This window comes from Halopseudomonas salina (assembly GCF_014637955.1).
Classification (GTDB): domain Bacteria; phylum Pseudomonadota; class Gammaproteobacteria; order Pseudomonadales; family Pseudomonadaceae; genus Halopseudomonas; species Halopseudomonas salina.
The window spans coordinates 523,157-546,266 of record NZ_BMFF01000003.1 but is presented as its reverse complement, the minus strand read 5'-3'; the positions used below and the strand labels follow the sequence as shown (position 1 = coordinate 546,266).

Genomic DNA, 23,110 nt, shown 5'->3' with positions numbered 1-23,110 from the left:
AAGCTGAAATGGACTATTCGGCAATATTTGGTAAGCGTGCGGGTCAATACATTGAAGCTTGCGAACGTTGGCCAGACGCGCGTGTGGAAGAATTTTCAGCATTTTTCGGTTACCTGAAACTGCAACAAGGTGAGCGCCTGCTTGACGCGCCTTGTGGTAACGGCACGCTTGCGCGCTACGTTTCAAACCTCCACCAATATCAGGGCGTGGATCCGGCACCCGCGTTTGACCGGGCGTGCAAGATTGCAGGCGTCAACTGCAAAAAAACCTCTCTACGTGCGACTGGGTTGGTCGGAGCCAGTTTTGATGTTGTTGGGAGTCTTACCGGCGTTCATCACGAATTTAATCGCGTTGAGCTTTATCAGGAGTGGTTTCGTTTGTTACGCCCTGGCGGACGTCTGGTGATAATGGACGTAGGCAGAGCTACCCCGGTTGGAGAGTTTCTTAATGATTTTGTGGACCGATGGAATTCGAACGGTCATCAAGGTGATTTTTTGCATGAGGCTGACGCAGTGGGACTGAAACAGGCCGGTTTTGAACGCGTACTCTGGGCCGATGCGGCCTACAGCTGGGAGCTGCCTACAGATAAGAATATGCATGCTTTTATGAGCAAGCTGTTTGGTCTGGATTTATCACCCGATTTAGCCACTATGCGTCACTCTTGGCTTGGTCTGGGCTGGCGCCCATCGCCAGGAAGCTGTCGCATTCCCTGGTCGCTTCGGTTGTTAACGGCAGTCAAGGCGCGAGTTTCTCACTATGACTGAAATTGTACTACGTCAAGTCAGCTGGGAACCTGTAACTGAGAATTCAACTGCCCGGATCGAATTTTCAATCGTGACGCCGGTGCGTGACTATCAAGTATATATCTCAGGCAGGGGACTTCAGCCACAGCCGGGCCTTGAGGCCGGTGTTGCCCTGGCCGTACTAGCAGGTATGCGCAAGGGCTGGGATCTGCGGGTCGACGGGGAATTATCAGAGTCGTTCCTGGCGGGCGTGTACGAGTACATGCGTCGGTTCACTGAAAGTTTCACTGATTTCCAGCCGGTTAATATTAAGCCGTTGGGCACCTATAAAGCCACGATTGCGTCCAAGGGTGCGGGTTGCGCAAGTTTTTTTTCCGGTGGTGCGGACTCTTTTTTCACCCTGATCAAAGGTAAGGAGCAGATAACCGATATTGTCTATATTCACGGTTTTGATGTTCGCCTTGATGATTTTCCGCGTCGGGCAGCTGTTGATGCCACGTGCCTGTCAGTAGCTGAAGCTTTAGGAGTCAATTACCTCCCGGTTGAAAGCAATCTTGGTAAGGTATTGCAAGATTTTGGGAGTTGGCCTCTTCATGCACACGGTCTTGCCTTGATAGCTGTAGCTCGTATGTTGGCAGGAAACATTGGTGAGGTAAGAATTCCAGGCTCATTCAGCGTGGACGAACAAAAGCCATGGGGTAGCTGGCTGTATACGGATCATCTGTTTTCCGATGAGCGACTACAGATAGTGCATGACGCCTGTGAGGCTCGTCGAATGGACAAGATAAAACATTTGGCAGGTGAACCGCTGGCGCTGCAAAATTTGCGTGTGTGCTGGGAGCGAGTCGACGGCATGTACAACTGCTGTCGCTGTGAAAAATGTATGCGTACCATGACGTCACTTGAAATTCTTGGTGTGCTTGATAAAGCGCCGGTTTTCCCCTTGCCTTTAGACCCTGCTCGGGTAGCGGCAGTCTGTTTACCGCGCGCGGGTATGCGAATATTCCCCCAAGAAAATTTACGCTTGTTGCGTAATTCAGGGCGCAACCTCTCAGCCTTGGAGCACGCGATATGCGCGCAGATTGAGCGGCCAATATGGGTTGCGCGTTTTCGTTTGAGGTGGAAAAAGCGGATGCTTCGTTGCCAGCACCATCTGGCAAAGCTCAAGGTAAAGTTTTAATCTGAAACACATAAATATATGAATACTATTCCACGGTTTATGTTTTGAATTTTAGTCGCATGAACTGAGTTTGTTTTATGAAATTGATCGAGACTATCGAAGGTTATGCAGATTATTACTCCCGCCAATTCTATTGTGATTTGCAAGAAAGCCGCTAGTGCCCGAGATCATAAAGTTTATTATGATATTGAAGTCAAGGGCAAAGCCTACGAGGTGTATTTTAGTGCTACGCGACTCAAACTCAGTGGCAGCGTGGAAGCCGCTATCTGCATGGCTGCGCTCGGGGCAATGCGTAACGGCTGTGATCTTCTGATCAGTGATCCTGTTTCTGAAAGCTTTATTAAAAACCAAGAGAAGCTTTTCGATATCTTTTCTAAATGGTTTCCTGAGTTCTATCGGTCATCATTCAAATGTCACCATACCAAGCAGATTGAAAAGCAATCAACGGGCCGCATTGGCTGTTTTTTTACTGGAGGAGTAGATTCTTTTTACACCTTTTTAAAGCACCGCTCTGTGCTTACCGATTTAATCTACGTGCATGGTTATGACGTTAAGTTGGAAGACCGTGAGAAGCGTCGAGCGATATCGGCAATGGGGCAGGCTATCGAAAAGGAAACTGGCGTTCGTTTTATTGAGATAGAGACCAATGCGATCCGCCTGTTCAAGGACTTTGGGAAATGGGGGTTACATGGCCATGGATTTGGTTTGGGCACGATTGTGCGGCTACTGGATGATTATCTGGACTGTATTTACATCCCTTCTTCTTTTGCGACGGCAGAGCTTATGCCGTGGGCGTCTCATCCAGAAACGGATGTTCTTTTTGCCGACGAGGCTATTGCAGTTGTCCACGATGGATGTGAAGCGACTCGAACTGACAAGGTCAGACTTATCGCCTCGGAGCCTCTTGCCTTGAGACATCTGCGGGTATGCTGGGAAAAGCTTGAGGGCGCTTACAATTGCGGAAGGTGTGAGAAATGTTTGCGGACCATGACAACCCTCTATGGCTTAGGTGCTTTGCCGGCTTCGCAGACGTTCCCGAGTAAGATGTCGGCGGGGTCGATTCGTGGATTGTTGCTCGAAAGCGAATCTGCAAAAACCTTCGCCCGAGACAACGTCAGCTTTCTCGATGAGTTGGGCATGCATAATGATCCTGTGCGCGATGCTTGGGAGGTTATAGCGACGCGACCAGCATGGAAGAGTAGAATTATGCGCCGGTGGCGTCGATTCAAAAAACAGTTGCTTCGACAGTGGCTGAAACGGGTTAAAACATGATCGCACATACGCCCAGGAGAGTTAGGTGGATATAAGAGTTCTAGAGTTTACCAGTCCGGTTTTCGAGCGTTTTTTCAATTTGGGTGACGATATTCAGTCGCTGGCTGTCAGCCGCCTTTTGCCAAAGGTGGATGGTTACGTCTGCCGAGAGGCCTTGAATCATGTGGATACTGAATGCGTAGTCCCCATGAATGGCTTCTTCATGAACACCGATAACTGGCCACCATCGGCAAAGGTTTATCCCGTTTTCTTTGCATTTCATGTCAGGCCGGAATCGCAAAAGCATATTTTTACTCCTGCAGGCATAGACTACTTGAAGAAATGGGCGCCAATCGGCTGCAGGGATCAGGGAACCTTGGCTTTGATGCAGGCGCATGGCATTGATGCCTACTACAGTAAGTGCGTTACTTTGACCCTGCCTCGTCGCGAAACGACACCTGAAAATGGTCAAGTTTTCCTGGCAGGGCTCAGCGATACGGCAAAACATGCTCTACCCAGAAGCTTGAGAAAAGAAGCTATTGTGGTGGACCAGGCAAAAATCAGACTGCCAATCACCGACTCCAAGCTCAAATTGATGTTGGCGGAAGAGTTGCTGAAACAGTACCGTGACCGTGCACGACTTGTCGTAACATCCAAAATTCATTGCGCCATGCCATGTATCGCAATGGGTATACCTGTGGTTTTTCTCTATGATAAAAATAAGCAGGATGATTATCGGGTGAAGATCATAAACGACCTGGTTGGCATCAACTATGTTTACGAGCACGGTCCTGCTGCACGGATCAGAAATCATGCGCTATCGAATCGAATTGACTGGTCGCCGGCACCACTGAATATTGAAGAAATGAAGGACGATATTCGGCAGAAGTTTGCCGTTGCCTTTCAGCGAGTGACGTCTGTGGGATAATTTACCCGCTCCCCCAGATGCACACTTGCGAACGGTATGTCTGCATTTTCCCTCTTGCCGTCGGTCATTATCGAGATATCGCATGTCCGCGCCGTTCAAAACGTTAAAAATCCTGAGTCACCCCGCATTTCCGTGAAGAACCAGTAAATTGCCCGGTTTGGTGTTCGTCAATCGAGTGTCTCAGGGTGTAAAATCAAATGATTGATTTCATGATCCATGAGGCGAACCTGTGGCATTGACTATTCTCGGACTCTCCGGCGCATTGAGCCATGACCCTTCCGCAGCGTTGTACATAGACGGCAAGCTGATCGCCGCAGTGGAGGAAGAGCGATTTGTGCGCGATAAGCATGCCAAGAATCGCATGCCTTACGAGTCGGCGAAATTCTGTCTGGAACAGGCCGGTATCACGCCTGCTGATGTCGATATCGTGACTATCCCATTCGCACCCATCAGTATCTTTGGCAAGGCCCGTTGGCACTATGCCAAGCGCTACTGGTACGCACCAGATCGTGCGCTTGATGCCATCCTGACCGGTAATCGTCGCTTCAAGCGTTATCGCAAGAAAATTCTGTGGTGTCTCGAACAGCTCGGTTTCGATGCCAAAAAAGTACGCCTGGAGCCGGTGGAACACCACCTTGCCCATGCTTCCAGTGCCTACCATTGCTCCGGCTTCAAGGAAAAAACCGCCATCATGGGTATCGATGGTAAGGGCGAATACGCCACAACCTTCTTCGGTTATGGCGAGAACGGCAAGATCCATAAGATCAAGGAATTCTACGATCCGGACTCTCTTGGCGGTCTGTATGGCGCTTTGACCGAGTACCTGGGCTTTGAGATGCTCGATGGCGAGTTCAAGGTTATGGGCATGGCGCCATACGGGGATGCCAGCAAGTACGACTTTTCACGGCTGGCCAAATTCGAGAATGGTGAGCTGATCATCAACACCGACTACGCCAACGTGATCGGTTTCCGGCGCCACAAGGAAAAGGGCAAGGGCTATTACTTTTCACCCAAGCTGATCGAGTGGCTGGGGCCCAAGCGCGAAGGCGACATTGCCGATGATCCCTATATCCATTACGCCGCCAGCATGCAGGCGCTATTCGAGAAGCTCGCGCTGGAGATGATGGAGTATTACCTGGGTGACATTCTGCGCGAGACCGGCAAGATCGCCTTTGCCGGCGGCTGCGCGCTTAACGTCAAACTCAACCAGCGCATTATTGCCCGTCCGGAAGTGAAAGAGTTGTTTGTGCAGCCGGCATCCGGTGACGCCGGCACCGCCGTTGGTGCTGCAGCCTATATCTCCGAGCAGAACGGCGTCCCCGTCGAGAAGATGGAACACGTTTACTTGGGGCCCAGCTACAGCAATGAAGATATTATCGCGGCCTGCGCCCGCCACCCCGGCAATCCCCAGTGGGAAAAGCTCGACGATGTGACGGGTGAGATTGCCAAGGTGCTGCACGAAGGCAACCCTGTGGCCTGGTTCCAGGGTCGGATGGAGTTCGGACCGCGAGCCTTGGGCGGTCGCTCGATAATCGGTTGCCCGAGCGTCAAGGGCGTCGCCGATCGCATCAACGCCCAGATCAAGTTCCGTGAGCGCTGGCGCCCGTTCTGCCCGTCGATGCTCGACACTGTCGCGCCCCAGATGCTCGGCATGGATCATCCGTCTCCGTTCATGACATTCACGTTCGAAGTGAACGACGAGTGGAAAAGTCGCGTACACGAAGTGGTCCATGAGGACGGAACCGCTCGCGCCCAGGTGCTCAAGCGCGACTACAATCCGCGCTATTACGATCTGATGAAAGAGCTTGAACGGGTCACCGGCAACGGGGTGGTGCTCAACACGTCACTCAACCGCCGCGGCGAGCCGATGGTCTGTTCACCCAAGGATGCACTGGATATGTTCTTCGGGTCGGATCTGGAGTATCTGATCATGGAGGATATATTGGTGGTGAAAAAGTCGGTAGGGCAGCTGAGTTAAACCGATATTTCATCGGCAGCGTGTTGATTACACGCTGCCGCTTCAGGTTTTTTGACCCTACCATTCGTGAACGAGTTCTATGAGTAAAGTACTAAGCTATCGCAGGGATATCGATGGTCTACGAGCCCTGGCGGTTCTCCCGGTGGTGCTTTTTCACCTGGATGTGGCCTTGTTTTCGGGGGGCTTCATTGGGGTCGATGTTTTCTTTGTTATTTCCGGATTCTTGATCACTTCCATCATTTATCGTGAGGTGATGGAGGGTAAGTTCAGTTACGCTCATTTTTACGAAAGGCGAATCCGGCGATTATTTCCAGCGCTCATTGCCGTGCTACTCGTTAGTACGCTTGTCGCATGGTTTATGCTGCTACCTCTCGATTTCCGGCTCTTTTCTGAGGGTTTGGCAGCGGCAGTCATTTTTCTCGCAAATGTCCATTATTGGGGTAAGACAGATTATTTTGATGATCCTGTCGAGAATATCCCCCTGCTCCATACCTGGTCTTTGGCCGTCGAAGAGCAGTTTTACATCCTTTTTCCTCCTCTACTTATTCTGCTGGTTCGCTTTTTTCCGGCCAAACTCAATTGGATCTTACTGACGTGTGCAATAGCGTCCCTTATAGATGCGCAGAACGCGCTATCGTCAAGGCCTGAATCTGCGTTTTATTTGGTGCATCTGCGTGCCTGGGAGTTACTTGCGGGAGCCTTGCTGGCAACGGGTTTTGTGCCTTTGGCCAGGTCGCAATGGCTGCGCGACGGTCTGTCTGTTTTTGGTCTGGTGCTGATAGTAGCCAGCATATTTTTGCTTGATAAGGATTCTGCTTTTCCGGGTTTGACGGCTTTGCCGGCGGTCACAGGCGCCGCGTTGATTATTTATGCCGGGATGGGAGGGAGATCAGTCGTCGGAACTCTGCTCGGATGGAGACCTTTGGTTTTTATAGGGTTGTTATCCTACTCCCTGTATCTGTGGCACTGGCCGTTGTTTGTTTTTGTCCGTTATTACCTGATCGAGCCGCTGAACGCTCAGCAGCAGGTCGTGCTTTTTGTTGTGGCTTGTGGGCTCGGATGGGCCTCATGGCGATTTGTCGAAAACCCCTTCCGCCGAAAGAGCGGAAAAGGTATAGCTCGAAAGCAACTGTTCTGGGGTGCGGGTCTGATAACCTTTTTGATCATCCTCGTTTCGTTGCCGGGGATGATTACCCGAGGAGCGGCATTTCGTCTGCCACCTGAAATCGCCGCTATCGAAGCTATAGAGAAGGAGACTATTCCTTTTCGTCGACCCTGCTTCGGTTTAAGTCCGGACCAGATCGACGGTGATAGCGATGTGTGTACCCTTGGCGTAGAGGGCCAGCCCAATTTTCTCTTATGGGGCGACTCGCATGCGTTGTCTCTGGCTCATGGTATGGATATCGCGGCACATCAAGAGGGTGTCTCCGGCAGGTTTCTGGCCAAATCTGTATGTCCACCAGTGCTCGGAACTCAGGATTTCATGGCTTCAGATATTTCATGCAAGGACTTCAATGATGCTGTTGTCCGGTATCTGGATCGACATCCATCTATCCGCAACGTCGTGTTGGTTGGGGTATGGTTTATCTATGATAAAAAATCCGATGGCCCGCCTGAGGTTGGTTTCAAAGCGGGCTTTGAGCGAACACTGGATTATCTGAAAGAACGCGATATCCACGCCACAGTTATTCTTCAGGTGCCAAAAATTGCTTACGAAGTGCCGGCCGTTCTGGCTCGACAAAAGCTCTTTGATAATAATATGGAAATACGCACACCCTTGTCCGTGCACCTTGAGCAAGGCGCTTCATTCAAGCATTACATTGCCGGCCTCGAAGATACTTATGCATTTTCGATTGTAAATCTCGACTCCGTTTTTTGTGATGAAAAGAACTGTAACGTGGCGCTCAATGACAAGCCGCTTTATCGGGATTCTCATCATCTGAGTAGGCTGGGGTCGGAGTTGGCAGTTGATGCATTGCGCGAGATGGTCAATGACGACTTCGCTTCGAGGGCAAATTAATGCGATTAATGTCAGAAGAGTGGCCCCGTAAACAGGCCAGGCTTTCAATCGTCATAACTACCTACAATTATGCGAAGGTTGTTTGCAGAGCAATCGATTCCGTCGCCTCTCAGCTCTGCAGTGAGAGTGAGCTGATTGTCATTGACGATGGATCAACCGACGACACAGCATCATTGTTGGCTGGCCACATCTTGCCCGCAGAAGTCAACGCAGGGTATCTGATACAGCCTAACACCGGTCCGGCTGCGGCCAGGAACCGTGCGTTGGAGTATTGCAATGGCATCTGGGTCCTGTTTCTTGACGCAGATGATGCGCTTTGTCCCGGCTCGATCGAAAAAATATGTTCGGTATTGACCGAGCATCCCGACACGGATCTGCTGCTGGGGGGTCACATCGCTGCCTATCCGGATGGACGTGAAAAATACCATGAGCCCAGTCGTGTTGCCTCCGATGAGAAACAGCGGCTGTTGGATTATTTGTTAAACAAGCGAATCAGCATTTCTCATGGGTGTTCGATATTCCGGACTACGGCAGTAAGAGAAAGGCCTTATCCAGAACATTTGCGGCAGGCCGAGGATATCGCGGTCTTTGCTTATATGTTATCGCAGCCAAAGTGCATGACCCTTCAGGCTCCCCTGGCAGTGATTTACAAGCACCAAGATAGCTTGCGCAATGATGTTTCACTCACCATCGCCAACAGCGCGCTTATTGCAGAGACTGTATTCGAGAGCATGCCGGATTGGATTCAGCCCTATCGCCGACAATATGAGGCAAAGCGGGCTTTATCTGCATTTCGCAGTTGTTATCGAGCAGCTCGACGGAAGGATGCGCTGGCTTACTACAAGAAAGCTTTCAAGTTGTCGCCGCGACAAGCCTTCCGTTGGGACTATTTGTCGAAATGGCTGCGCTTGATATTCGCAACTCGCGCAAAAGGTGGTGCGTCAGATTGATTTTGGGAACGCGCTGACAAGCTTGTCCTTGATAGATTCAAGCCCGGGTCTTTCGTAAGGGTCTTCAATGACGGGATGCGTCCCCTCCGTCTGAATCCATTCAATCGGTGTGGTTGCCTGCGGCTCACCCATCTGAAAAGCAGAGTAATAATCGACAAATTTCAAGTCGGAAATGATGCCGCGAGAAAAGACAAGACGCCTGTTTGGTATGCCGAACGAATCTGCTAGGATCAAGCCGTGCATGCTGGACGATGCTATAAAATCACATTGTTGTATTTGTCTGGCAACGTCTTCAACCGGATCAAAAACACTTATAACCCGAACCCCGCCGAGTTTGGCCAGATCCTGCATTGCTGCGTTCTGCTGATCTACAAAGTGTGGAATCAGTCCGAGTCTGTATTTTTTTTCAGGTTTGGGCCTGCCGGACCACCAGCGGTCAGTCAGTAACCCGGGGTCGCCCAGGGCTGGCATTGTTGCTAGGCCCTGAATCTGCTCCCGGGTTTTTTCGCCCCTGACCGCATGGTAATGATGGCGTCCTGAAAAAATGCGTTCGGCCGAGTCTGTACCGGCGCCCCAAATATGTAATTTGCGCTTGATCAGAAACCGCTTTGCCTTGCGCTCCCTGGAAAGTATGGAGCCAATGGCGATCATGTCAGCGTGCGCAGGCGAAGCGTGCACCACAGGTTTGCCTGAAACCATCTCTACAATCAGAGGGGACAGATAATCACCAAAGTTTTGCTTTGTGCTGTCTTGCGCACCTTCGCCGCGCCACCAATAGAGTTTTATCGTCACGCCACAGGCTCCCTACACAGTTCTGATTTGATTTGAATTTACTGGCGTACCAGGCTAGCCGCCAGGGGGTGCACCAGAGCCCAGTCTTTCTCGTAGCGTAGCAAATGCCGATAGTTTCGATTGCGCATTCGCTTGGGTAGAGGTTTGCCCAGGCAACGCATGTCGGAAATATCAATCAGACCCAGGTTGCCTGCGGGTGTCAGCACGATATTGCCCAGGTGCAGTGAGCGAAAATAAACGCCCAGTTCGTGCAGGTGCGTGATGAACTCGCCAAGCATGCCGAACAGCTCGAGTTGTTCCAGGCTGGGGTCTTCATTTAATAACTGCCGCAGGGTTATACCTTCCAGAGGACTGTAATGGACTACCGAGCGGTAAGGTTCGTTTAGCTTGAACACACTGATAATATGGGGGCAGGGGATACCCATTTGTGCAAGCTCTGCGGCGTTAACCGCAAAACGCTCGGCAGGCGGGAAGAACACAGTTTTCGAGAACCAGCTCTTGCGTCGGAACAGCTTCAGATAGGTGCCGTCAGTCAGCCGCAAAACTTTCTCGCCATGGCCATCCTTTTCGATAACCTCGGCGTTTATGCGCATGGCCGCGAACTGCTCGCTACTCATCGACTGCATTGGGCTTTCCTGAATCAAAACGGCAGTTTAGCGTACTTTTACAGTGCCCGCTGCGCCTCCGGATTGCTGTGTTAAACTCTGCCTCCGGTCCATTTTCGCGAAGTGCTCATGTCTGATTCCGAAAAAGAAAGTTTCGCCCGATCCAGTGCGCGGATCTACATGCGTCTACTGGGGTATGTGAAGCCCTACTGGCTGCCGTTTGGTATCAGTATTCTGGGTTTCATGATTTTCGCTTCGAGCCAGCCAGCGATGGCGTGGATGCTCAAATACTTTGTCGACGGTTTGACTCAGGGTGCAGGTGGGATGTTTCTGGGTGTGCCCCTGATCTGGGGCTTCCCCCTTTTCATTATCGTGGTGGCGTTCTACCAGGGTGCAGGCTCCTTTCTGGGCAACTATTACATTGCCAAGGTATCACTCGGTGTGGTGCATGATTTGCGTACGGCCCTGTTCAATAATTTGCTTACACTGCCCAATCGCTATCTGGACAACCACAATTCAGGTCATCTGGTATCCCGCATTACCTTTAACGTCACCATGGTGACCGGCGCCGCGACTGATGCCATCAAGGTGGTATTTCGTGAAGGCATGACGGTGATCTTTTTGTTTGCCTACCTGCTGTGGATGAACTGGCAACTGACGCTGGTATTGATGGCGATACTTCCGGTGATCGGCTTGATGGTGAACAGCACGAGCAAGAAGTTTCGCAAGCAGAGTCACAAGATTCAGGCGGCGATGGGAGATGTTACCCATGTCACCTCGGAAACCATTTCCGGCTATCGGGTGGTTCGCAGTTTTGGTGGAGAGGAGTACGAAACCCGGAGGTTCTATCAGGCAAGCGAAGCCAACCGTCAGCGCGGATTGAAGATGACGCGCACGGGCGCGGTATTCACTCCGACATTGCAGTTGGTGACCTTCAGTGCAATGGCGATTGTGATGTTTCTTGTACTGTTCCTGCGTGGAGACTCGACTGTGGGTGACCTGGTTTCCTATATCACCGCTGCAGCGCTGCTGCCCAAGCCGATCCGCCAGTTATCCGAGGTCAGTGCAAACATTCAGAAGGGCATCGCTGCCGCCGAGAGCATCTTTGAGCAGCTGGATGAAGAGCCGGAGACCGACAAGGGTACTACCGAGCGTGAGCGCGTTTCGGGAGAGATCGAAGTTCGTGATCTTGATTTCAGTTATCCCAATACCGACAAGAACGTGCTTGAGGGCATCAACTTTCGAGTCCAGCCGGGGCAGATGGTCGCTCTGGTGGGTCGCTCGGGTAGTGGCAAGTCGACCCTGGTGAGCCTGATTCCGCGTTTTTACCACCACGACAAGGGGCATATTCTGCTCGACGGTGTGGATGTGGAAGATTTCCGGCTACGCAATCTTCGCCGGCATATTGCCCTGGTCACCCAGCACGTCACGCTGTTCAACGATACGATCGCCAATAATATCGCTTATGGCGATCTGGCCGGTGCACCCCGCGAGGCGATCGAGCGGGCGGTGGAGGCAGCCTATGCCAAGGAATTCATCGACAAGATGCCTCAGGGGCTCGATACCATGGTCGGTGAAAACGGCGTGCTGCTCTCTGGCGGTCAACGCCAGCGGCTGGCCATAGCCCGGGCGCTATTGAAGGATGCTCCCGTGCTGATTCTGGATGAGGCGACGTCGGCCCTCGACACTGAGTCAGAGCGGCATATTCAGGGCGCGTTGGACCGGGTGATGGAAGGTCGTACCACCCTGGTGATTGCGCATCGACTGTCCACCATCGAGAAGGCCGATATCATCATGGTGATGGACCAGGGCCGAATTGTAGAGCGTGGTAGTCACGCCGAGCTGATTGCGCAGAATGGTTATTACGCGCGGCTGCACAGCATGCAGTTCCGGGATGAGCCGGCTGCCGAGGCCTGAATCTCTTTTACTAGCCCCCAGGGGCCGACTGAATACAGGTAGAACCAATGAAGCTGACCATGCCACGTTTTGATTCCGCACCGGTACTGGTGGTGGGTGATGTCATGCTCGATCGTTACTGGCATGGGCCTACTCACCGTATATCCCCGGAAGCTCCGGTGCCGGTGGTAAAGGTTGACCAGATCGAGGATCGGCCCGGCGGTGCGGGCAACGTGGCCCTGAATATTGCAGCCTTGGGTGCGCCGGCCTGGTTGGTGGGTGTCACAGGCGAAGATGAGGCTGCATTGAGTTTGCGCCAACGCTTGAACGCCGCCGGTGTCTATTGCGATTTTCAGGCCCATGCCGATCGTCCTACCATAACCAAGCTGCGCGTGATGAGCCGCCACCAGCAACTGATTCGTCTGGATTTCGAGGAACCCTTCGAGACTGACGGTGAGGCGATTCTTGAGGCGGTGCGTGGCCTGCTTGACAAGGTCAAGGTGATGATCCTGTCGGATTACGGCAAAGGCGCGCTGGTTAATCATCAAGCACTGATTGCTCTGGCTAAAGCGCGCGGCGTGCCGGTGCTTGCCGACCCCAAGGGCAAGGATTTCAGCATCTACCGTGGTGCGACCCTTATTACCCCGAATATGACCGAGTTCGAGGCGGTTGTAGGTCACTGCAGTAGCGAGCAGATGCTGGTCGAGAAGGGTATGGCGCTGGTCGAGGATCTGCAGCTCGATGCGATGCTGGTGACCCGGAGTGAGCAGGGTATGACGTTGCTGCGTCGCGGAGAGCCGGCGCTGCATATGCCCGCCAGGGCGCGGGAAGTATTTGATGTGACGGGTGCCGGGGATACCGTTATTTCTACTTTGGCCGCTGCTCTTGCTGCCGGGGAATCGATGCCCAACGCGGTTGGTTTATCCAATCTGGCTGCAGGGATTGTTATTGGCAAGCTGGGTACGGCGGCGATCAGCGCGCCGGAGCTGCGCCGGGCAGTGCAGCGCGAGCAGGGTAGCGAGCGCGGTGTGGTCGGACTGGAGCAGTTGGTTCAGGCGGTCGAGGACGCACGCGCCCACGGCGAGAGAATTGTATTCACCAATGGCTGTTTCGACATCATCCATGCCGGCCACGTGGGCTACCTGGAAGAGGCGCGCAGCCTTGGCGACCGTCTCATTGTGGCGATCAATGATGACGCGTCGGTCAGTCGGTTGAAGGGTCCGGGGCGACCAATCAATAGTGTCGAACGGCGCATGACGGTGCTGGCCGGCCTGGGTGCGGTTGACTGGGTGGTCAGCTTTGCCGAAGACACCCCCGAGGAATTGCTCAAGGCCCTCAGGCCCGACATTCTGGTCAAGGGCGGGGATTACAGTGTTGACCAGGTGGTAGGCGCGCCGCTGGTGAATAGCTGGGGTGGCGAGGTGAAGGTGCTGAACTTCGTTGAAAGCTGCTCGACGACGGCTATCGTCGAGCGTATCCGCGAACGGGATAAGGACTGAAATTTCTCAGAGCCGCTGCAGACCCTCGTCCCAGTCGCAGCGGCGCGCATCAACAACCCATCCCTGTTGAGCGGCCATGGCTTCGCTGAAAAACCGATTCTTTGGTCGACGTGGTTGCAGCTCGCCGCGTATCAGACTGAACAGTTCGCCAGTGGCTTTGCCGTCGCATATTTCAGCCAGAAAAATCTCGGGTTTCTGATAATCCATTTCTACGACAAGCTCGCCAGTGCTCTGCTCAAGCCTTTCATCGGCATGCAGAAGAGTCAGATCGGTGCATTTTTCTGGCAGCTCCAGTTGCATGGCGTAAACCAGTTGCAATGAGTTTGTTGGCAGATGCAGGTAAGCGCGGGGGCGTTCGACAAGGTGCAGCTCACGGCACAGGATCGGCCGGGTGCCGCACTGTCTGGGTGTCAGCTTGTAGGAGTAGCGCTTGCAGCGTGACAGCAGCGGGGCATAGGGGGTCGGTAGCCAGGTCTCGAGATAACTGCCCTGTAGCCAGCCGTGGCTGCATTCGATCAGCAACTCTTCGGCTAGCTCGGTCATTACCGGAAGCAACGGGACCCTGAGTTCATGGGCAGGTACGTAACCGGAAATCAGCTTGAGCACGCTGTCACCCTGGTCGGCTCGTTTCTGCCGGATCAACACACGGAACTGTCTGCCCTGCCAGTTGAGGCTAAGATCCACCGAGACGCCTAGGTTGGCTGCAATCAGCTCGAAGTTATCCGGATCGTCGATTTCAACGGGTTCGCGCAGGGCCTGCATTTGGGCAAAACTCAGGGGGTTGCCTACGGGTGTATAGCAGAGCACCTCTGAGCTGGCTTTGACTTCAATGGCCTGGGTTCTGAATACCCCGGGATCCTTGCGGGCGATGATGCGTGACATGCGCTTGCCTCTTATCGATGCAAAACCCTGAGCGCCGTGGCGACGTTCTCGCGCAGGTGGGTTTGGTTGATGGTGCCAATCACGGCACTGGCGACGGCTGGATGGCTGTAAATGAGCTGAAGACTGGCGAACATCGGGTCTTCACCCTGCAGGCACGCATGCCCGCTGGCCAACGCCTTTTTGATCAGTATGCCCTTGTTGTGTGACAACGCATGGTCGAGCACGGGCTTTTCCTGCTGTTCCTGCAGATTGTACGTCACCATAGCGCAATCACCCTCATCCAATGCGCGAATACCACCTTCGACAGTCTTGCCGGAGAAACCGAAAGCGCGAATGAGGCCAGCACGCTTGAGCTGTATCAGGGTCGGATAGACGGCTTCCCCAAGGACGCGGATGTCATTGCCATCGGAATGTACCAGTACCAGATCGAGGTAATCGGTTTTCAGGCGCCTTAGCGAGCGCTCGATCGACATGCGCGTGTGGTCGGCGGTGAAATCGAAGTGCGATTGGCCGTGCTCAAATTCCTCGCCGACCTTGGTGCAGATCACCCAGTCGTGACGGCGACGCCCGAGCAGTCCGCCCAGCCGCTCCTCGCTGCTCCCGTAGGCTGGTGCAGTATCCAGCAGATTGATGCCCAGATCCTGTGCCAGGGCGAGAATGTCTCGTGCCTGACGGTCGTCCGGCAGATCAAAGCTGTCGGGATACTTTACGCCCTGGTTGCGCCCGAATTTGACCGTACCCAGCCCCAGGGGAGATACCGTCAGTCCGGTGCTCCCCAGGCGTCGATGAAAGGGCTGAAGGCTACTCATGGGAAACAGATATCCCAGGCTGGTGCTGCCAGTTGCGGGCGAGGCAGGCCCGAGTAATCATCGTTCAGACTCGGACGGATTCCCTGACTTTGCAGTTGGCTCACTGCCTGGTCGCTCAGATCCGGGGCCAGGGCGAGCTTGGTCGGCCAACTGACCAGTACATTCTGGACTGGTTGCAGGTACGCGGTATCAGGGCGTACGAGGCCGCTCTGTGCTGGCTCCGCCCGATTGACCGGCAGGGTTGTCCATTGGCAATTGGCAAGATCGACCCAGGGCAGCAATTCCTTGAGTTCCTGCTGGGCTTTGCTCACCAGCGCATCCGGGGTGAGATGTACTCCCTGCTCGGCAAGTTCGCCACCCAGATACCAGCACCACTGCCCATCGGCGCACGGATGCGTGGTTATCGTCATGCGCGGCTTGGGGCTGCTGCCCAGGCAATGGGCGTAGAGGGGGGGCAGGTTAGGCCCCTTGACCAGCACCATTTGCAGGGGACGTCGCTGCATGGCCGGCTGGCTGACGCCCCAATCCTGAAGGAGTGCTTCGTTGCCTTCGCCGGCGGTCAGGACGTACCGCTGGGCCTTGATCTGATGCCCGTTGATACGTACGGCGTTGATGCTGCCATCGTCGCGACGCTCGATCTGCGGTGCGCTGTCTGAAACCAGACTGTCGCCAGCAAGTTCGCTCAAGCGCCTCACGGCATCCGGCACATCGATCACCAGTTCGGCCAGGCGGTAGACCTTGCCCCGAAAGCTGGGGTTGGCAAACACCTCGGGCAGGTCCTTGCCCTTGACCGCATCTACCTTGCCGCGCAACGCCTTGCTGGCAAAAAAACCGGCCAGATTGCTGATCAGGCTGCCCGGAGACCAGAGATAATGATGCTCCGAAAGCAGCCGTACGCCGCGTAGGTCAAGCTCACCATCGCCCTGCAGCGAGGCTCGCCAGCGATTGGGCATGCCGGCGATGGATTCTGACGCTGCCGTCAACTTTCCGTGCAGTGCATACTTGGTGCCGCCGTGAATGATGCCCTGGGACTTGCCACTTTGTCCGCCGCCGAGCGCGCCACGCTCGATCAGCAGGGTGCTGTAGCCCAGGCCTCGCAGGCGGGCGTTGAGCCACAGGCCGGCGATGCCGCCGCCCAGAATACAGATGTCGGTTTCGAGAGTTTTACTCATGGACTCCGGCGCTTGCGCGCTATGTATGACTAAAGGGGGCTAGTATAGACACTGCCGGTGCCTGTGGTCACATCTGCTACTATGAGTCGCACGCTGGAACGGTGTTCTGTGCGCCTTGCCCACCGAGGATCTTGAATGACGCGTACCCTCTATAGTCTGTTTTTCACTTTGTGCATGCCCCTTGTTCTGCTTCGCTTGCTGCTCCGTGCCCGCAAGGCACCAGCCTATGCTCGGCGCTGGCATGAGCGGCTCGGCCTCGGCGGTGATCTGCGTCCCGATGGTATCTGGGTGCACGCGGTATCCGTGGGCGAAACCATTGCTGCTGCGCCAATGGTCAGGGCGTTACTAGAGCGCTATCCGCAGCTGCCTGTCACCATTACCTGTATGACGCCGACAGGCTCGGAACAGATCCGCAAGCTGTTTGGTGACAGGGTCGGACATGCCTACCTGCCATATGATTTACCCTGGCTGCAAGGTCGTTTTATCAGCCGGCTGCGTCCGCGTATTGGGGTGATAATGGAAACCGAGTTATGGCCAAACATGGTGCACGAGGCCAAGGCCGCCAATGTGCCGCTGGTCCTGGCCAATGCGCGGCTTTCCGAGCGATCCGCACGGGGTTATCAGCGTGTGGCCTGGCTGGTGCGACCGATGTTTGCTGCGCTTGACTGGGTGGCAGTGCAAACCCAGGCCGAAGCCCAGCGGTTTGCTCGTCTGGGGGTGGACCAGAGCGCGATGTCCATTACCGGCAGTATCAAGTTTGATCTACAGCCCGACCCGATTGTGCTTGAGCAGGCAGCAAGCCTGCGCGGGTTATGGGGCGATAGGCCGGTATGGATAGCGGCCAGCACCCATGGTGGGGAGGATGAGCAGGTGATCGCTGCGCATCGAGAGGTGTTGGCGCTGCATCCGGACGCGTTGCTGATCCTGGTGCCTCGGCATCCGGAAAGGTTCAGTGATGTGGCCAGATTGCTCGAGAGTGCGAATTTGAAGTTTATCAGGCGCAGCAGCGGTGAGATTCCGATGCGGGCAGACCAGGTTCTGCTTGGTGATAGCATGGGTGAGTTGTTGATGTTCTACGCATGCTCGGATGCCGCCTTTGTGGGTGGTTCTCTGATAGCCCACGGTGGACATAATTACCTGGAGCCCGCAGCGCTGGGCTTGCCGATCATATCAGGCCCGCACTCGTTCAATTTTACGGAAATCAGCGAACTGCTTGAGGGCGCGGGCGCATTGCAGCGTGTGCAGAACCAGGCCGAGCTGGCCGGCGCCGTTGCACATTTTTTGGCTGAACCGAAGGTGGCTCGACAGGCGGGTGCAGCGGGGCTGTCAGTAGTCAGGGACAATCAGGGGGCGCTGGAAAGACTTCTGGAGGGTATTGCCGTCAGGCTCGATCGTGACGCTGGCATTGACAGTCGTCACTGAGCGCTTCTGCTATGACACCCCTCGCTGAACCTACAGCGAGGGGCTGACAAGTCAAAACGTGCTGCGCACCGGTTCGTTGGTGGCGTCTGCATCCATCTCGAACGGGCCGCCGCGCTCAACTGGCCCGTTGGGTTCTGCGGAGCCACTGCGTTCAACTGCAGGCCGTTGCATCGTCATGCTCTGAACCTCTTCCTCGTCAAATGGAGGAATGAAGTCTTCGTCAGGGTTGTATTGTGGGTCGAGCCACTGGGAGAGCTCCATGAGGTCTTCCGGACTCAGTGTGCCGGCGGCCTGCTTCAGTCGCAGCGTATCAATGATGTAGTTGTAGCGAGTGGTGTTGTAGTCGCGGACTGCTCGAAACAGGTTGCGCTCGGCTTCGAGAACGTCCACCACGTTGCGTGTGCCTACTTCGTACCCTGTCTGGGTCGCATCGCGGGCCGCCCGTGCAGAAATGATTGCCTGCCTGCGTGCTTCCACTTCCTCCACGCTGGAAGTGACCGTGCGGAACAGATTGCGCGTGCTCTCCACGACCTCACGCAACCTGGCTTCGCTCAGGCGCTCGCTCTGGCTCAGGCGATAGCCCGACTCGCGAACCTGAGAACTTCTACTTCCGCCTGTGAACAGCGGCAGGGTGACTTCGATACCGATGCTGGCCTGTTCCGTATCCCCATTTCTGTTTGTGGCGCCAAGGGGAACACCGCCAAGATCGGCCCCACCACTACTGTGGTTGTAGCGGGCGAAGGCATCAACGGTGGGCGCAAATGTCGCCTTGCTGCTACGCAGTGTGTCCTCGGCCGTGTTCACGGCCAGTCGACTGGCTTGCAGGCTGAGATTCTGACTGGCTGCGGTATCTACCCACTCCTGCAGGTTCGCCGGGAGTGGCGGCATGATCGGCATTTCGTGGCGTATGCCCGCCAGGCTGTCGTAGTCGCTCAGGGTCAAGCGTGTCAGCGCCTGGTAGCTGACCGTCAGATTGGTCTGTGCGGTCAACCGGGTAGCTCGGGCAGTGTCGTATCCAGCCAGCGCTTCGAGTACATCCGTGCGGGCGGACAGGCCGACTTCGAAACGTTCGCGTGCCTGGTCAAGCTGCCGTTCGAAGGCGTCTTCCTCGGCACGGGCGGTCGCCAGGTTGTCTGAGGCACGCAGCACATTGAAGTAGGCTTCGGCCACCTCGATGATCAGGTCCTGCTGAATGGCTGAAAACTCGACCATCGCCTGGGCAGTGACAGACTTGGCAGCTTGATAATTGAACCAGCGTTCGGCGCGGAACAAGGGTTGGGTCAGGTTGGCCTGGTAATAGTCAGTGTTGTAGGTGTCGTTGCCCTGACCTTCCACTTCAAGGCGCTCACGTGCAACGCCCGCACCCAGGCTGATATTGGGCAGCAGCAGGGCGCGTGCCTGGGGCAAGGCCTCTTGCCGCGCGAGCGTGTCCGCCTCGGCTGCGGCCAGATCGGCACTGTAAAGGAGGGCTTCCTGGTAAACGGTCATCAGGTCAGCCTGGGCGGCGGCCTGGCCTGAGAGTCCTGCCAGTACAATGGCAACGTAAAGAGGGCGCAGCATGCAGAGTTCCTTCGCATGGGAGAAATAATCAACCAAGGCTAAGGAGATGTCGGCTGGTGGTCAAGCAATGCTTGGGACCTGGTGCGGAACAAAGTGTTTCGCGCTCTCTCGTGTAGCTATGATAATCTGGTTGCTCATCTTGACGGGGTGCCTGCGGCTTTGCCGACGGCTGAGATAATACCCGTTGAACCTGATCCGGTTGATACCGGCGTAGGAATCGAGATGCGTGCCTGCCCGCAGACCTTCTAAGGTCCGTGCTGCCTGCCGTTTCGGTTCCCTGCGAGCCACAACGCAGCGGAGCACAATAATGAACATCAAGCATACCGACAGTGCCATTCCCACCTCCGGGGCCGATGGCGCCGCCTCACAGCCATTTCCCAAGTCGCGCAAGATCTACGTGACTGGTTCGCGCCCTGATATCCGGGTACCCATGCGTGAAATCAGTCTGGCCGACACTCCAACCGAGCTGGGCGGCGAGAAGAACGCGCCAGTCACGGTTTACGACACTTCCGGCCCCTATACCGATCCGGACGTCAGTATCGATTTGCGAGCGGGTCTGGCCGATGTGCGCAGTGCCTGGATCGAGGAGCGTGGTGATACCGAAATACTGCCCGGTCTCAGCTCCGATTTCGGCAGGCAACGCCTGGCCGATTCAGCCCTGGACAACATGCGCTTTGCCCACGTGCGCCATCCGCGCCGGGCCAAGGCTGGCTGCAACGTTTCGCAGATGCATTACGCGCGCCAGGGCATCATCACGCCGGAGATGGAATACATCGCTATCCGCGAGAACATGAAGCTGCAGGAGGCCCGCGAAGCTGGCCTGCTGTCCAATCAGCATCCCGGGCAGAGTTTTGGTGCGTCTATCCCGAAGGAGATCACCGCCGAATTCGTTCGTGAGGAAGTGGCCCGGGGTCGTGCGATCATTCCAGCCAATATCAATCACCCCGAGATTGAGCCGATGATTATCGGCCGCAATTTCCTGGTCAAGATCAACGGCAATATCGGTAACTCCGCATTGGGCTCTTCAATCGAAGAGGAAGTGGAGAAGATGACCTGGGGTATCCGTTGGGGCTCGGACACGGTGATGGATCTGTCCACCGGCAAGAATATCCATGAAACCCGTGAGTGGATCATCCGCAACTCACCCGTGCCAATAGGCACGGTGCCGATTTACCAGGCGCTGGAAAAGGTCAACGGCGTGGCCGAGGACCTGACCTGGGATATCTTCCGTGACACGCTGATCGAGCAGGCCGAGCAGGGTGTGGATTATTTCACCATCCATGCCGGTGTACTGCTGCGCTATGTACCGATGACCGCCAAAAGGGTTACCGGTATCGTCTCGCGGGGTGGGTCGATCATGGCCAAGTGGTGTCTTGCGCATCACAAGGAAAGCTTCCTCTACACGCATTTTGAGGACATCTGCGAAATCATGAAGGCCTACGATGTGTCTTTCTCCCTCGGCGACGGCCTGCGTCCTGGCTCTATTGCCGATGCCAACGACGAGGCGCAGTTTGGCGAGCTGGAGACGCTCGGCGAGTTGACGAAGATCGCCTGGAAGCATGATGTCCAGGTGATGATCGAAGGACCGGGGCATGTTCCGATGCAGTTGATCAAGGAGAATATGGACAAGCAGCTCGAATGCTGTGACGAAGCGCCTTTCTATACCCTGGGGCCGCTGACCACGGACATAGCTCCGGGCTACGACCACATCACTTCAGGCATTGGCGCTGCAATGATCGGCTGGTTCGGTTGCGCGATGCTCTGTTACGTGACGCCCAAGGAGCATCTGGGGTTGCCTAATCGGGACGACGTCAAGACCGGTATCATTACCTACAAGATCGCAGCGCATGCAGCAGACCTGGCCAAGGGGCACCCCGGCGCGCAGATTCGCGACAACGCGCTGTCCAAGGCGCGTTTCGAGTTCCGTTGGGAAGACCAGTTCAATCTGGGCCTGGATCCGGATACCGCTCGCAGCTATCACGATGAGACTCTGCCCAAGGACTCGGCCAAGGTCGCGCATTTCTGCTCCATGTGCGGGCCCAAGTTCTGCTCCATGAAGATTACCCAGGAAGTGCGTGAATACGCTGCCGGTCAGCGCATCGAGGCAGTTGATCTGGCAATGGAGGAGGGAATGAAAGCCAAGTCCGCAGAATTCAGGTCCAGCGGCTCGCAGTTGTATCAAAAGGTCTGAAGCCTTGCCGAAGCCCCGGCAGGTGTGCGAGCTTAGTGCCTCAAACGCACACATTGATCCGGGGGCTTCTGGTTGGACACCTTTACACGCGACGACGTCGAGATTATCCGCCGGGAAACCGGCTTCAACGGTTTCTATCGGATGGATATTCTTACCCTGCGCCATCGCCTTTTCCGGGGTGGCTGGGGGCCAGAGCTGCGGCGCGAGCTTTTCGTGCGCCGCGATGCCGTGTGTGTGCTGCCCTATGATCCCTGGACTGACTCGGTTGTGCTGCTTGAGCAGGTGCGGGTCGGCGCATTGGACAAGAGCGAACGGCCCTGGCTGATTGAGCTGGTCGCCGGTTTGTTTGACGCTGGTGAAAGTCCGGAAGAGGTGGCCCATCGCGAGGCGCGCGAGGAGGCCGATCTGACGTTGTTGAAATTGCTGCCGATTACCCGCTACTACCCGTCGCCGGGAGGTAGTGATGAACGCGTACACTTGTATTGCGCGCTGGTCGATAGCAGGGGTATTGGCGGCATTCATGGCCTGGACTCCGAGGGTGAGGATATTCGCGTTAGCGTCTGGCCGCGAACCGACGCGATCAAGGCCATGGAAAACGGTCAGATTGATAACGCGGCGAGCATAATCGGGCTGCAATGGTTGAGCATGCATTCTGCGCATTTGCGCGAAGAGGCGGGCGCACAGCCATGAATGCCCTGCGCAAGCCTCGCTATAAGGTCGATTTGGTTGGCCTCCAGGCTGTATGCGAAGCCAATTATTGGCGGTTGACCAGGCTGATGCCGGATATGGCCAACGCTGACTATCTGAGACTGTTGGTCGAAGCGGAGGACGGCCAATCGCAAAGCCTCAGTCTCCACGTGCTTGAGCGGTGTCGTTACACCACCACACTGCGCCTGACTCATCAGCGCGAACATGAATGGCTTACGCCGCCGAGCATGGAGGTGCGGCTTTACCATGATGCCGGGATGGCGGAGGTTGTGGCAGCCTACAATCGCCGGCGCTTCCGCGGGGTGTATCCCTATCCGAATGAACAGATGCTGCAGCCTGATGAGAAATTCCAGCTCAATCAGTTTCTTGGTGAATGGCTCGGCTATTGCCAGCAGTATGGGCGCAGCGCCCAGCCTGTTATCATTCAGCGGTGATGTTGCATGCCACCCGGAATATGCCCGGGCTGTTAACCAGTCGCTGGAATCAGCGCCATCTTGTTGCCATCATAGGCGAACAACAGTGAC

The 23,110-nt window shown here is 55.2% G+C and carries 19 protein-coding genes and 1 riboswitch; of the genes, 13 read left to right on the top strand and 6 right to left on the bottom strand.

Annotation, left to right across the window (positions count from 1 at the left end; genetic code table 11):
• Positions 1–8: 8 nt before the first annotated feature.
• From IEV54_RS09905 to IEV54_RS09875, 7 genes are all read left to right on the top strand, one after another.
• The gene (locus IEV54_RS09905; RefSeq protein ID WP_150278259.1) at positions 9–764 is read left to right on the top strand and encodes a class I SAM-dependent methyltransferase; all 756 of its coding nucleotides are present in this window, start codon (positions 9–11) and stop codon (positions 762–764) included.
• Positions 757–1,923 carry a hypothetical protein gene (locus tag IEV54_RS09900; protein WP_150278260.1) on the top strand — a complete coding sequence of 389 codons (1,167 nt, stop codon included), beginning with the start codon at positions 757–759 and terminating at the stop codon, positions 1,921–1,923. Before IEV54_RS09905 ends, IEV54_RS09900 begins: the two co-directional genes overlap by 8 nt.
• Positions 1,924–2,028: 105 nt before the next feature.
• Complete coding sequence (locus IEV54_RS09895; protein WP_150278261.1) at positions 2,029–3,195, top strand: hypothetical protein; 1,167 nt, start codon at positions 2,029–2,031, stop codon at positions 3,193–3,195.
• Between the two features lie 25 nt (positions 3,196–3,220).
• Positions 3,221–4,102 (top strand): polysaccharide pyruvyl transferase family protein, encoded by an 882-nt coding sequence (locus tag IEV54_RS09890; RefSeq protein ID WP_150278262.1) that lies wholly within the window; start codon positions 3,221–3,223, stop codon positions 4,100–4,102.
• A 229-nt stretch (positions 4,103–4,331) separates the two neighbouring features.
• Complete coding sequence (locus tag IEV54_RS09885; protein WP_150278263.1) at positions 4,332–6,080, top strand: carbamoyltransferase family protein; 1,749 nt, start codon at positions 4,332–4,334, stop codon at positions 6,078–6,080.
• 79 nt (positions 6,081–6,159) lie between these two features.
• Positions 6,160–8,100, top strand: a complete 1,941-nt coding sequence (locus IEV54_RS09880; RefSeq protein WP_150278264.1) for an acyltransferase family protein — start codon at positions 6,160–6,162, stop codon at positions 8,098–8,100.
• An 8-nt stretch (positions 8,101–8,108) separates the two neighbouring features.
• A complete protein-coding gene (locus tag IEV54_RS09875; RefSeq protein WP_188434404.1) occupies positions 8,109–9,050 on the top strand; it encodes a glycosyltransferase family 2 protein in 942 nt (313 codons plus the stop codon).
• Here IEV54_RS09875 and IEV54_RS09870 read toward each other — a convergent pair.
• Together IEV54_RS09870 and IEV54_RS09865 are read right to left on the bottom strand one after the other, a co-directional pair.
• Positions 9,042–9,842 carry a polysaccharide pyruvyl transferase family protein gene (locus tag IEV54_RS09870; protein WP_150278266.1) on the bottom strand — a complete coding sequence of 267 codons (801 nt, stop codon included), beginning with the start codon at positions 9,840–9,842 and terminating at the stop codon, positions 9,042–9,044. The genes IEV54_RS09875 and IEV54_RS09870 overlap by 9 nt on opposite strands.
• A gap of 38 nt (positions 9,843–9,880) precedes the next feature.
• Positions 9,881–10,468, bottom strand: a complete 588-nt coding sequence (locus IEV54_RS09865) for a BUD32 family EKC/KEOPS complex subunit (RefSeq protein WP_150278267.1) — start codon at positions 10,466–10,468, stop codon at positions 9,881–9,883.
• Between the two features lie 108 nt (positions 10,469–10,576).
• Here IEV54_RS09865 and msbA point away from each other — a divergent pair, with 108 nt between their 5' ends.
• Together msbA and hldE are read left to right on the top strand one after the other, a co-directional pair.
• Positions 10,577–12,364 carry a lipid A export permease/ATP-binding protein MsbA gene (msbA, locus tag IEV54_RS09860; RefSeq protein WP_150278268.1) on the top strand — a complete coding sequence of 596 codons (1,788 nt, stop codon included), beginning with the start codon at positions 10,577–10,579 and terminating at the stop codon, positions 12,362–12,364.
• A 47-nt stretch (positions 12,365–12,411) separates the two neighbouring features.
• On the top strand, positions 12,412–13,842 hold the full coding sequence (hldE, locus tag IEV54_RS09855) for a bifunctional D-glycero-beta-D-manno-heptose-7-phosphate kinase/D-glycero-beta-D-manno-heptose 1-phosphate adenylyltransferase HldE (protein WP_150278269.1): 1,431 nt from the start codon (positions 12,412–12,414) through the stop codon (positions 13,840–13,842).
• A 6-nt stretch (positions 13,843–13,848) separates the two neighbouring features.
• On the opposite strand, the gene IEV54_RS09850 is transcribed toward hldE, so the two are convergent.
• Genes IEV54_RS09850 through IEV54_RS09840 form a run of 3 tightly spaced genes read right to left on the bottom strand, consistent with a single transcriptional unit; the run spans position 13,849 to position 16,705 of the window.
• Positions 13,849–14,724, bottom strand: a complete 876-nt coding sequence (locus IEV54_RS09850) for a metal ABC transporter ATPase (RefSeq protein ID WP_150278270.1) — start codon at positions 14,722–14,724, stop codon at positions 13,849–13,851.
• 11 nt (positions 14,725–14,735) lie between these two features.
• Positions 14,736–15,533, bottom strand: a complete 798-nt coding sequence (locus IEV54_RS09845; protein ID WP_150278271.1) for an aldo/keto reductase — start codon at positions 15,531–15,533, stop codon at positions 14,736–14,738.
• Entirely contained in the window at positions 15,530–16,705 is a 1,176-nt protein-coding gene (locus tag IEV54_RS09840; RefSeq protein ID WP_150278272.1) for an FAD-dependent oxidoreductase, read from the bottom strand. The genes IEV54_RS09845 and IEV54_RS09840 overlap by 4 nt, the downstream gene beginning before the upstream one ends.
• Before the next feature lie 135 nt (positions 16,706–16,840).
• On the opposite strand from IEV54_RS09840, the gene waaA reads away from it, so the two are divergent.
• Positions 16,841–18,127 (top strand): lipid IV(A) 3-deoxy-D-manno-octulosonic acid transferase, encoded by a 1,287-nt coding sequence (gene waaA, locus IEV54_RS09835; protein WP_150278273.1) that lies wholly within the window; start codon positions 16,841–16,843, stop codon positions 18,125–18,127.
• Positions 18,128–18,178: 51 nt separating this feature from the next.
• Here waaA and IEV54_RS09830 read toward each other — a convergent pair whose 3' ends face one another.
• Entirely contained in the window at positions 18,179–19,687 is a 1,509-nt protein-coding gene (locus IEV54_RS09830) for a TolC family outer membrane protein (protein WP_150278274.1), read from the bottom strand.
• 133 nt (positions 19,688–19,820) lie between these two features.
• A riboswitch (TPP riboswitch) is annotated at positions 19,821–19,921 on the top strand.
• Positions 19,922–19,994: 73 nt separating this feature from the next.
• Between IEV54_RS09830 and thiC the strand changes: the two genes are divergently transcribed.
• The 3 genes from thiC (at position 19,995) to IEV54_RS09815 (ending at position 23,020) form a co-directional block, all read left to right on the top strand.
• Positions 19,995–21,878, top strand: coding sequence for a phosphomethylpyrimidine synthase ThiC (gene thiC, locus IEV54_RS09825; protein WP_150278275.1), 1,884 nt, complete (start codon positions 19,995–19,997; stop codon positions 21,876–21,878).
• A 72-nt stretch (positions 21,879–21,950) separates the two neighbouring features.
• The gene (locus tag IEV54_RS09820; RefSeq protein ID WP_150278276.1) at positions 21,951–22,568 is read left to right on the top strand and encodes an NUDIX domain-containing protein; all 618 of its coding nucleotides are present in this window, start codon (positions 21,951–21,953) and stop codon (positions 22,566–22,568) included.
• Positions 22,565–23,020, top strand: coding sequence for a DUF1249 domain-containing protein (locus IEV54_RS09815; RefSeq protein WP_150278277.1), 456 nt, complete (start codon positions 22,565–22,567; stop codon positions 23,018–23,020). Before IEV54_RS09820 ends, IEV54_RS09815 begins: the two co-directional genes overlap by 4 nt.
• Positions 23,021–23,110 lie beyond the last annotated feature (90 nt).

What these genes read in the sequence shown, in the direction of transcription:
- IEV54_RS09815 (WP_150278277.1), top strand. Translation starts at nt 22,565, where the DNA reads ATGAATGCCCTGCGCAAGCCTCGCTATAAGGTCGATTTGGTTGGCCTC.
- IEV54_RS09895 (WP_150278261.1), top strand. Translation starts at nt 2,029, where the DNA reads ATGCAGATTATTACTCCCGCCAATTCTATTGTGATTTGCAAGAAAGCC.
- hldE (WP_150278269.1), top strand. Translation starts at nt 12,412, where the DNA reads ATGAAGCTGACCATGCCACGTTTTGATTCCGCACCGGTACTGGTGGTG.
- IEV54_RS09845 (WP_150278271.1), bottom strand. Translation starts at nt 15,533, where the DNA reads ATGAGTAGCCTTCAGCCCTTTCATCGACGCCTGGGGAGCACCGGACTG.
- waaA (WP_150278273.1), top strand. Translation starts at nt 16,841, where the DNA reads ATGACGCGTACCCTCTATAGTCTGTTTTTCACTTTGTGCATGCCCCTT.
- IEV54_RS09875 (WP_188434404.1), top strand. Translation starts at nt 8,109, where the DNA reads ATGTCAGAAGAGTGGCCCCGTAAACAGGCCAGGCTTTCAATCGTCATA.
- msbA (WP_150278268.1), top strand. Translation starts at nt 10,577, where the DNA reads ATGTCTGATTCCGAAAAAGAAAGTTTCGCCCGATCCAGTGCGCGGATC.
- thiC (WP_150278275.1), top strand. Translation starts at nt 19,995, where the DNA reads ATGAACATCAAGCATACCGACAGTGCCATTCCCACCTCCGGGGCCGAT.
- IEV54_RS09900 (WP_150278260.1), top strand. Translation starts at nt 757, where the DNA reads ATGACTGAAATTGTACTACGTCAAGTCAGCTGGGAACCTGTAACTGAG.
- IEV54_RS09830 (WP_150278274.1), bottom strand. Translation starts at nt 19,687, where the DNA reads ATGCTGCGCCCTCTTTACGTTGCCATTGTACTGGCAGGACTCTCAGGC.
- IEV54_RS09865 (WP_150278267.1), bottom strand. Translation starts at nt 10,468, where the DNA reads ATGCAGTCGATGAGTAGCGAGCAGTTCGCGGCCATGCGCATAAACGCC.
- IEV54_RS09905 (WP_150278259.1), top strand. Translation starts at nt 9, where the DNA reads ATGGACTATTCGGCAATATTTGGTAAGCGTGCGGGTCAATACATTGAA.
- IEV54_RS09840 (WP_150278272.1), bottom strand. Translation starts at nt 16,705, where the DNA reads ATGAGTAAAACTCTCGAAACCGACATCTGTATTCTGGGCGGCGGCATC.
- IEV54_RS09880 (WP_150278264.1), top strand. Translation starts at nt 6,160, where the DNA reads ATGAGTAAAGTACTAAGCTATCGCAGGGATATCGATGGTCTACGAGCC.
- IEV54_RS09850 (WP_150278270.1), bottom strand. Translation starts at nt 14,724, where the DNA reads ATGTCACGCATCATCGCCCGCAAGGATCCCGGGGTATTCAGAACCCAG.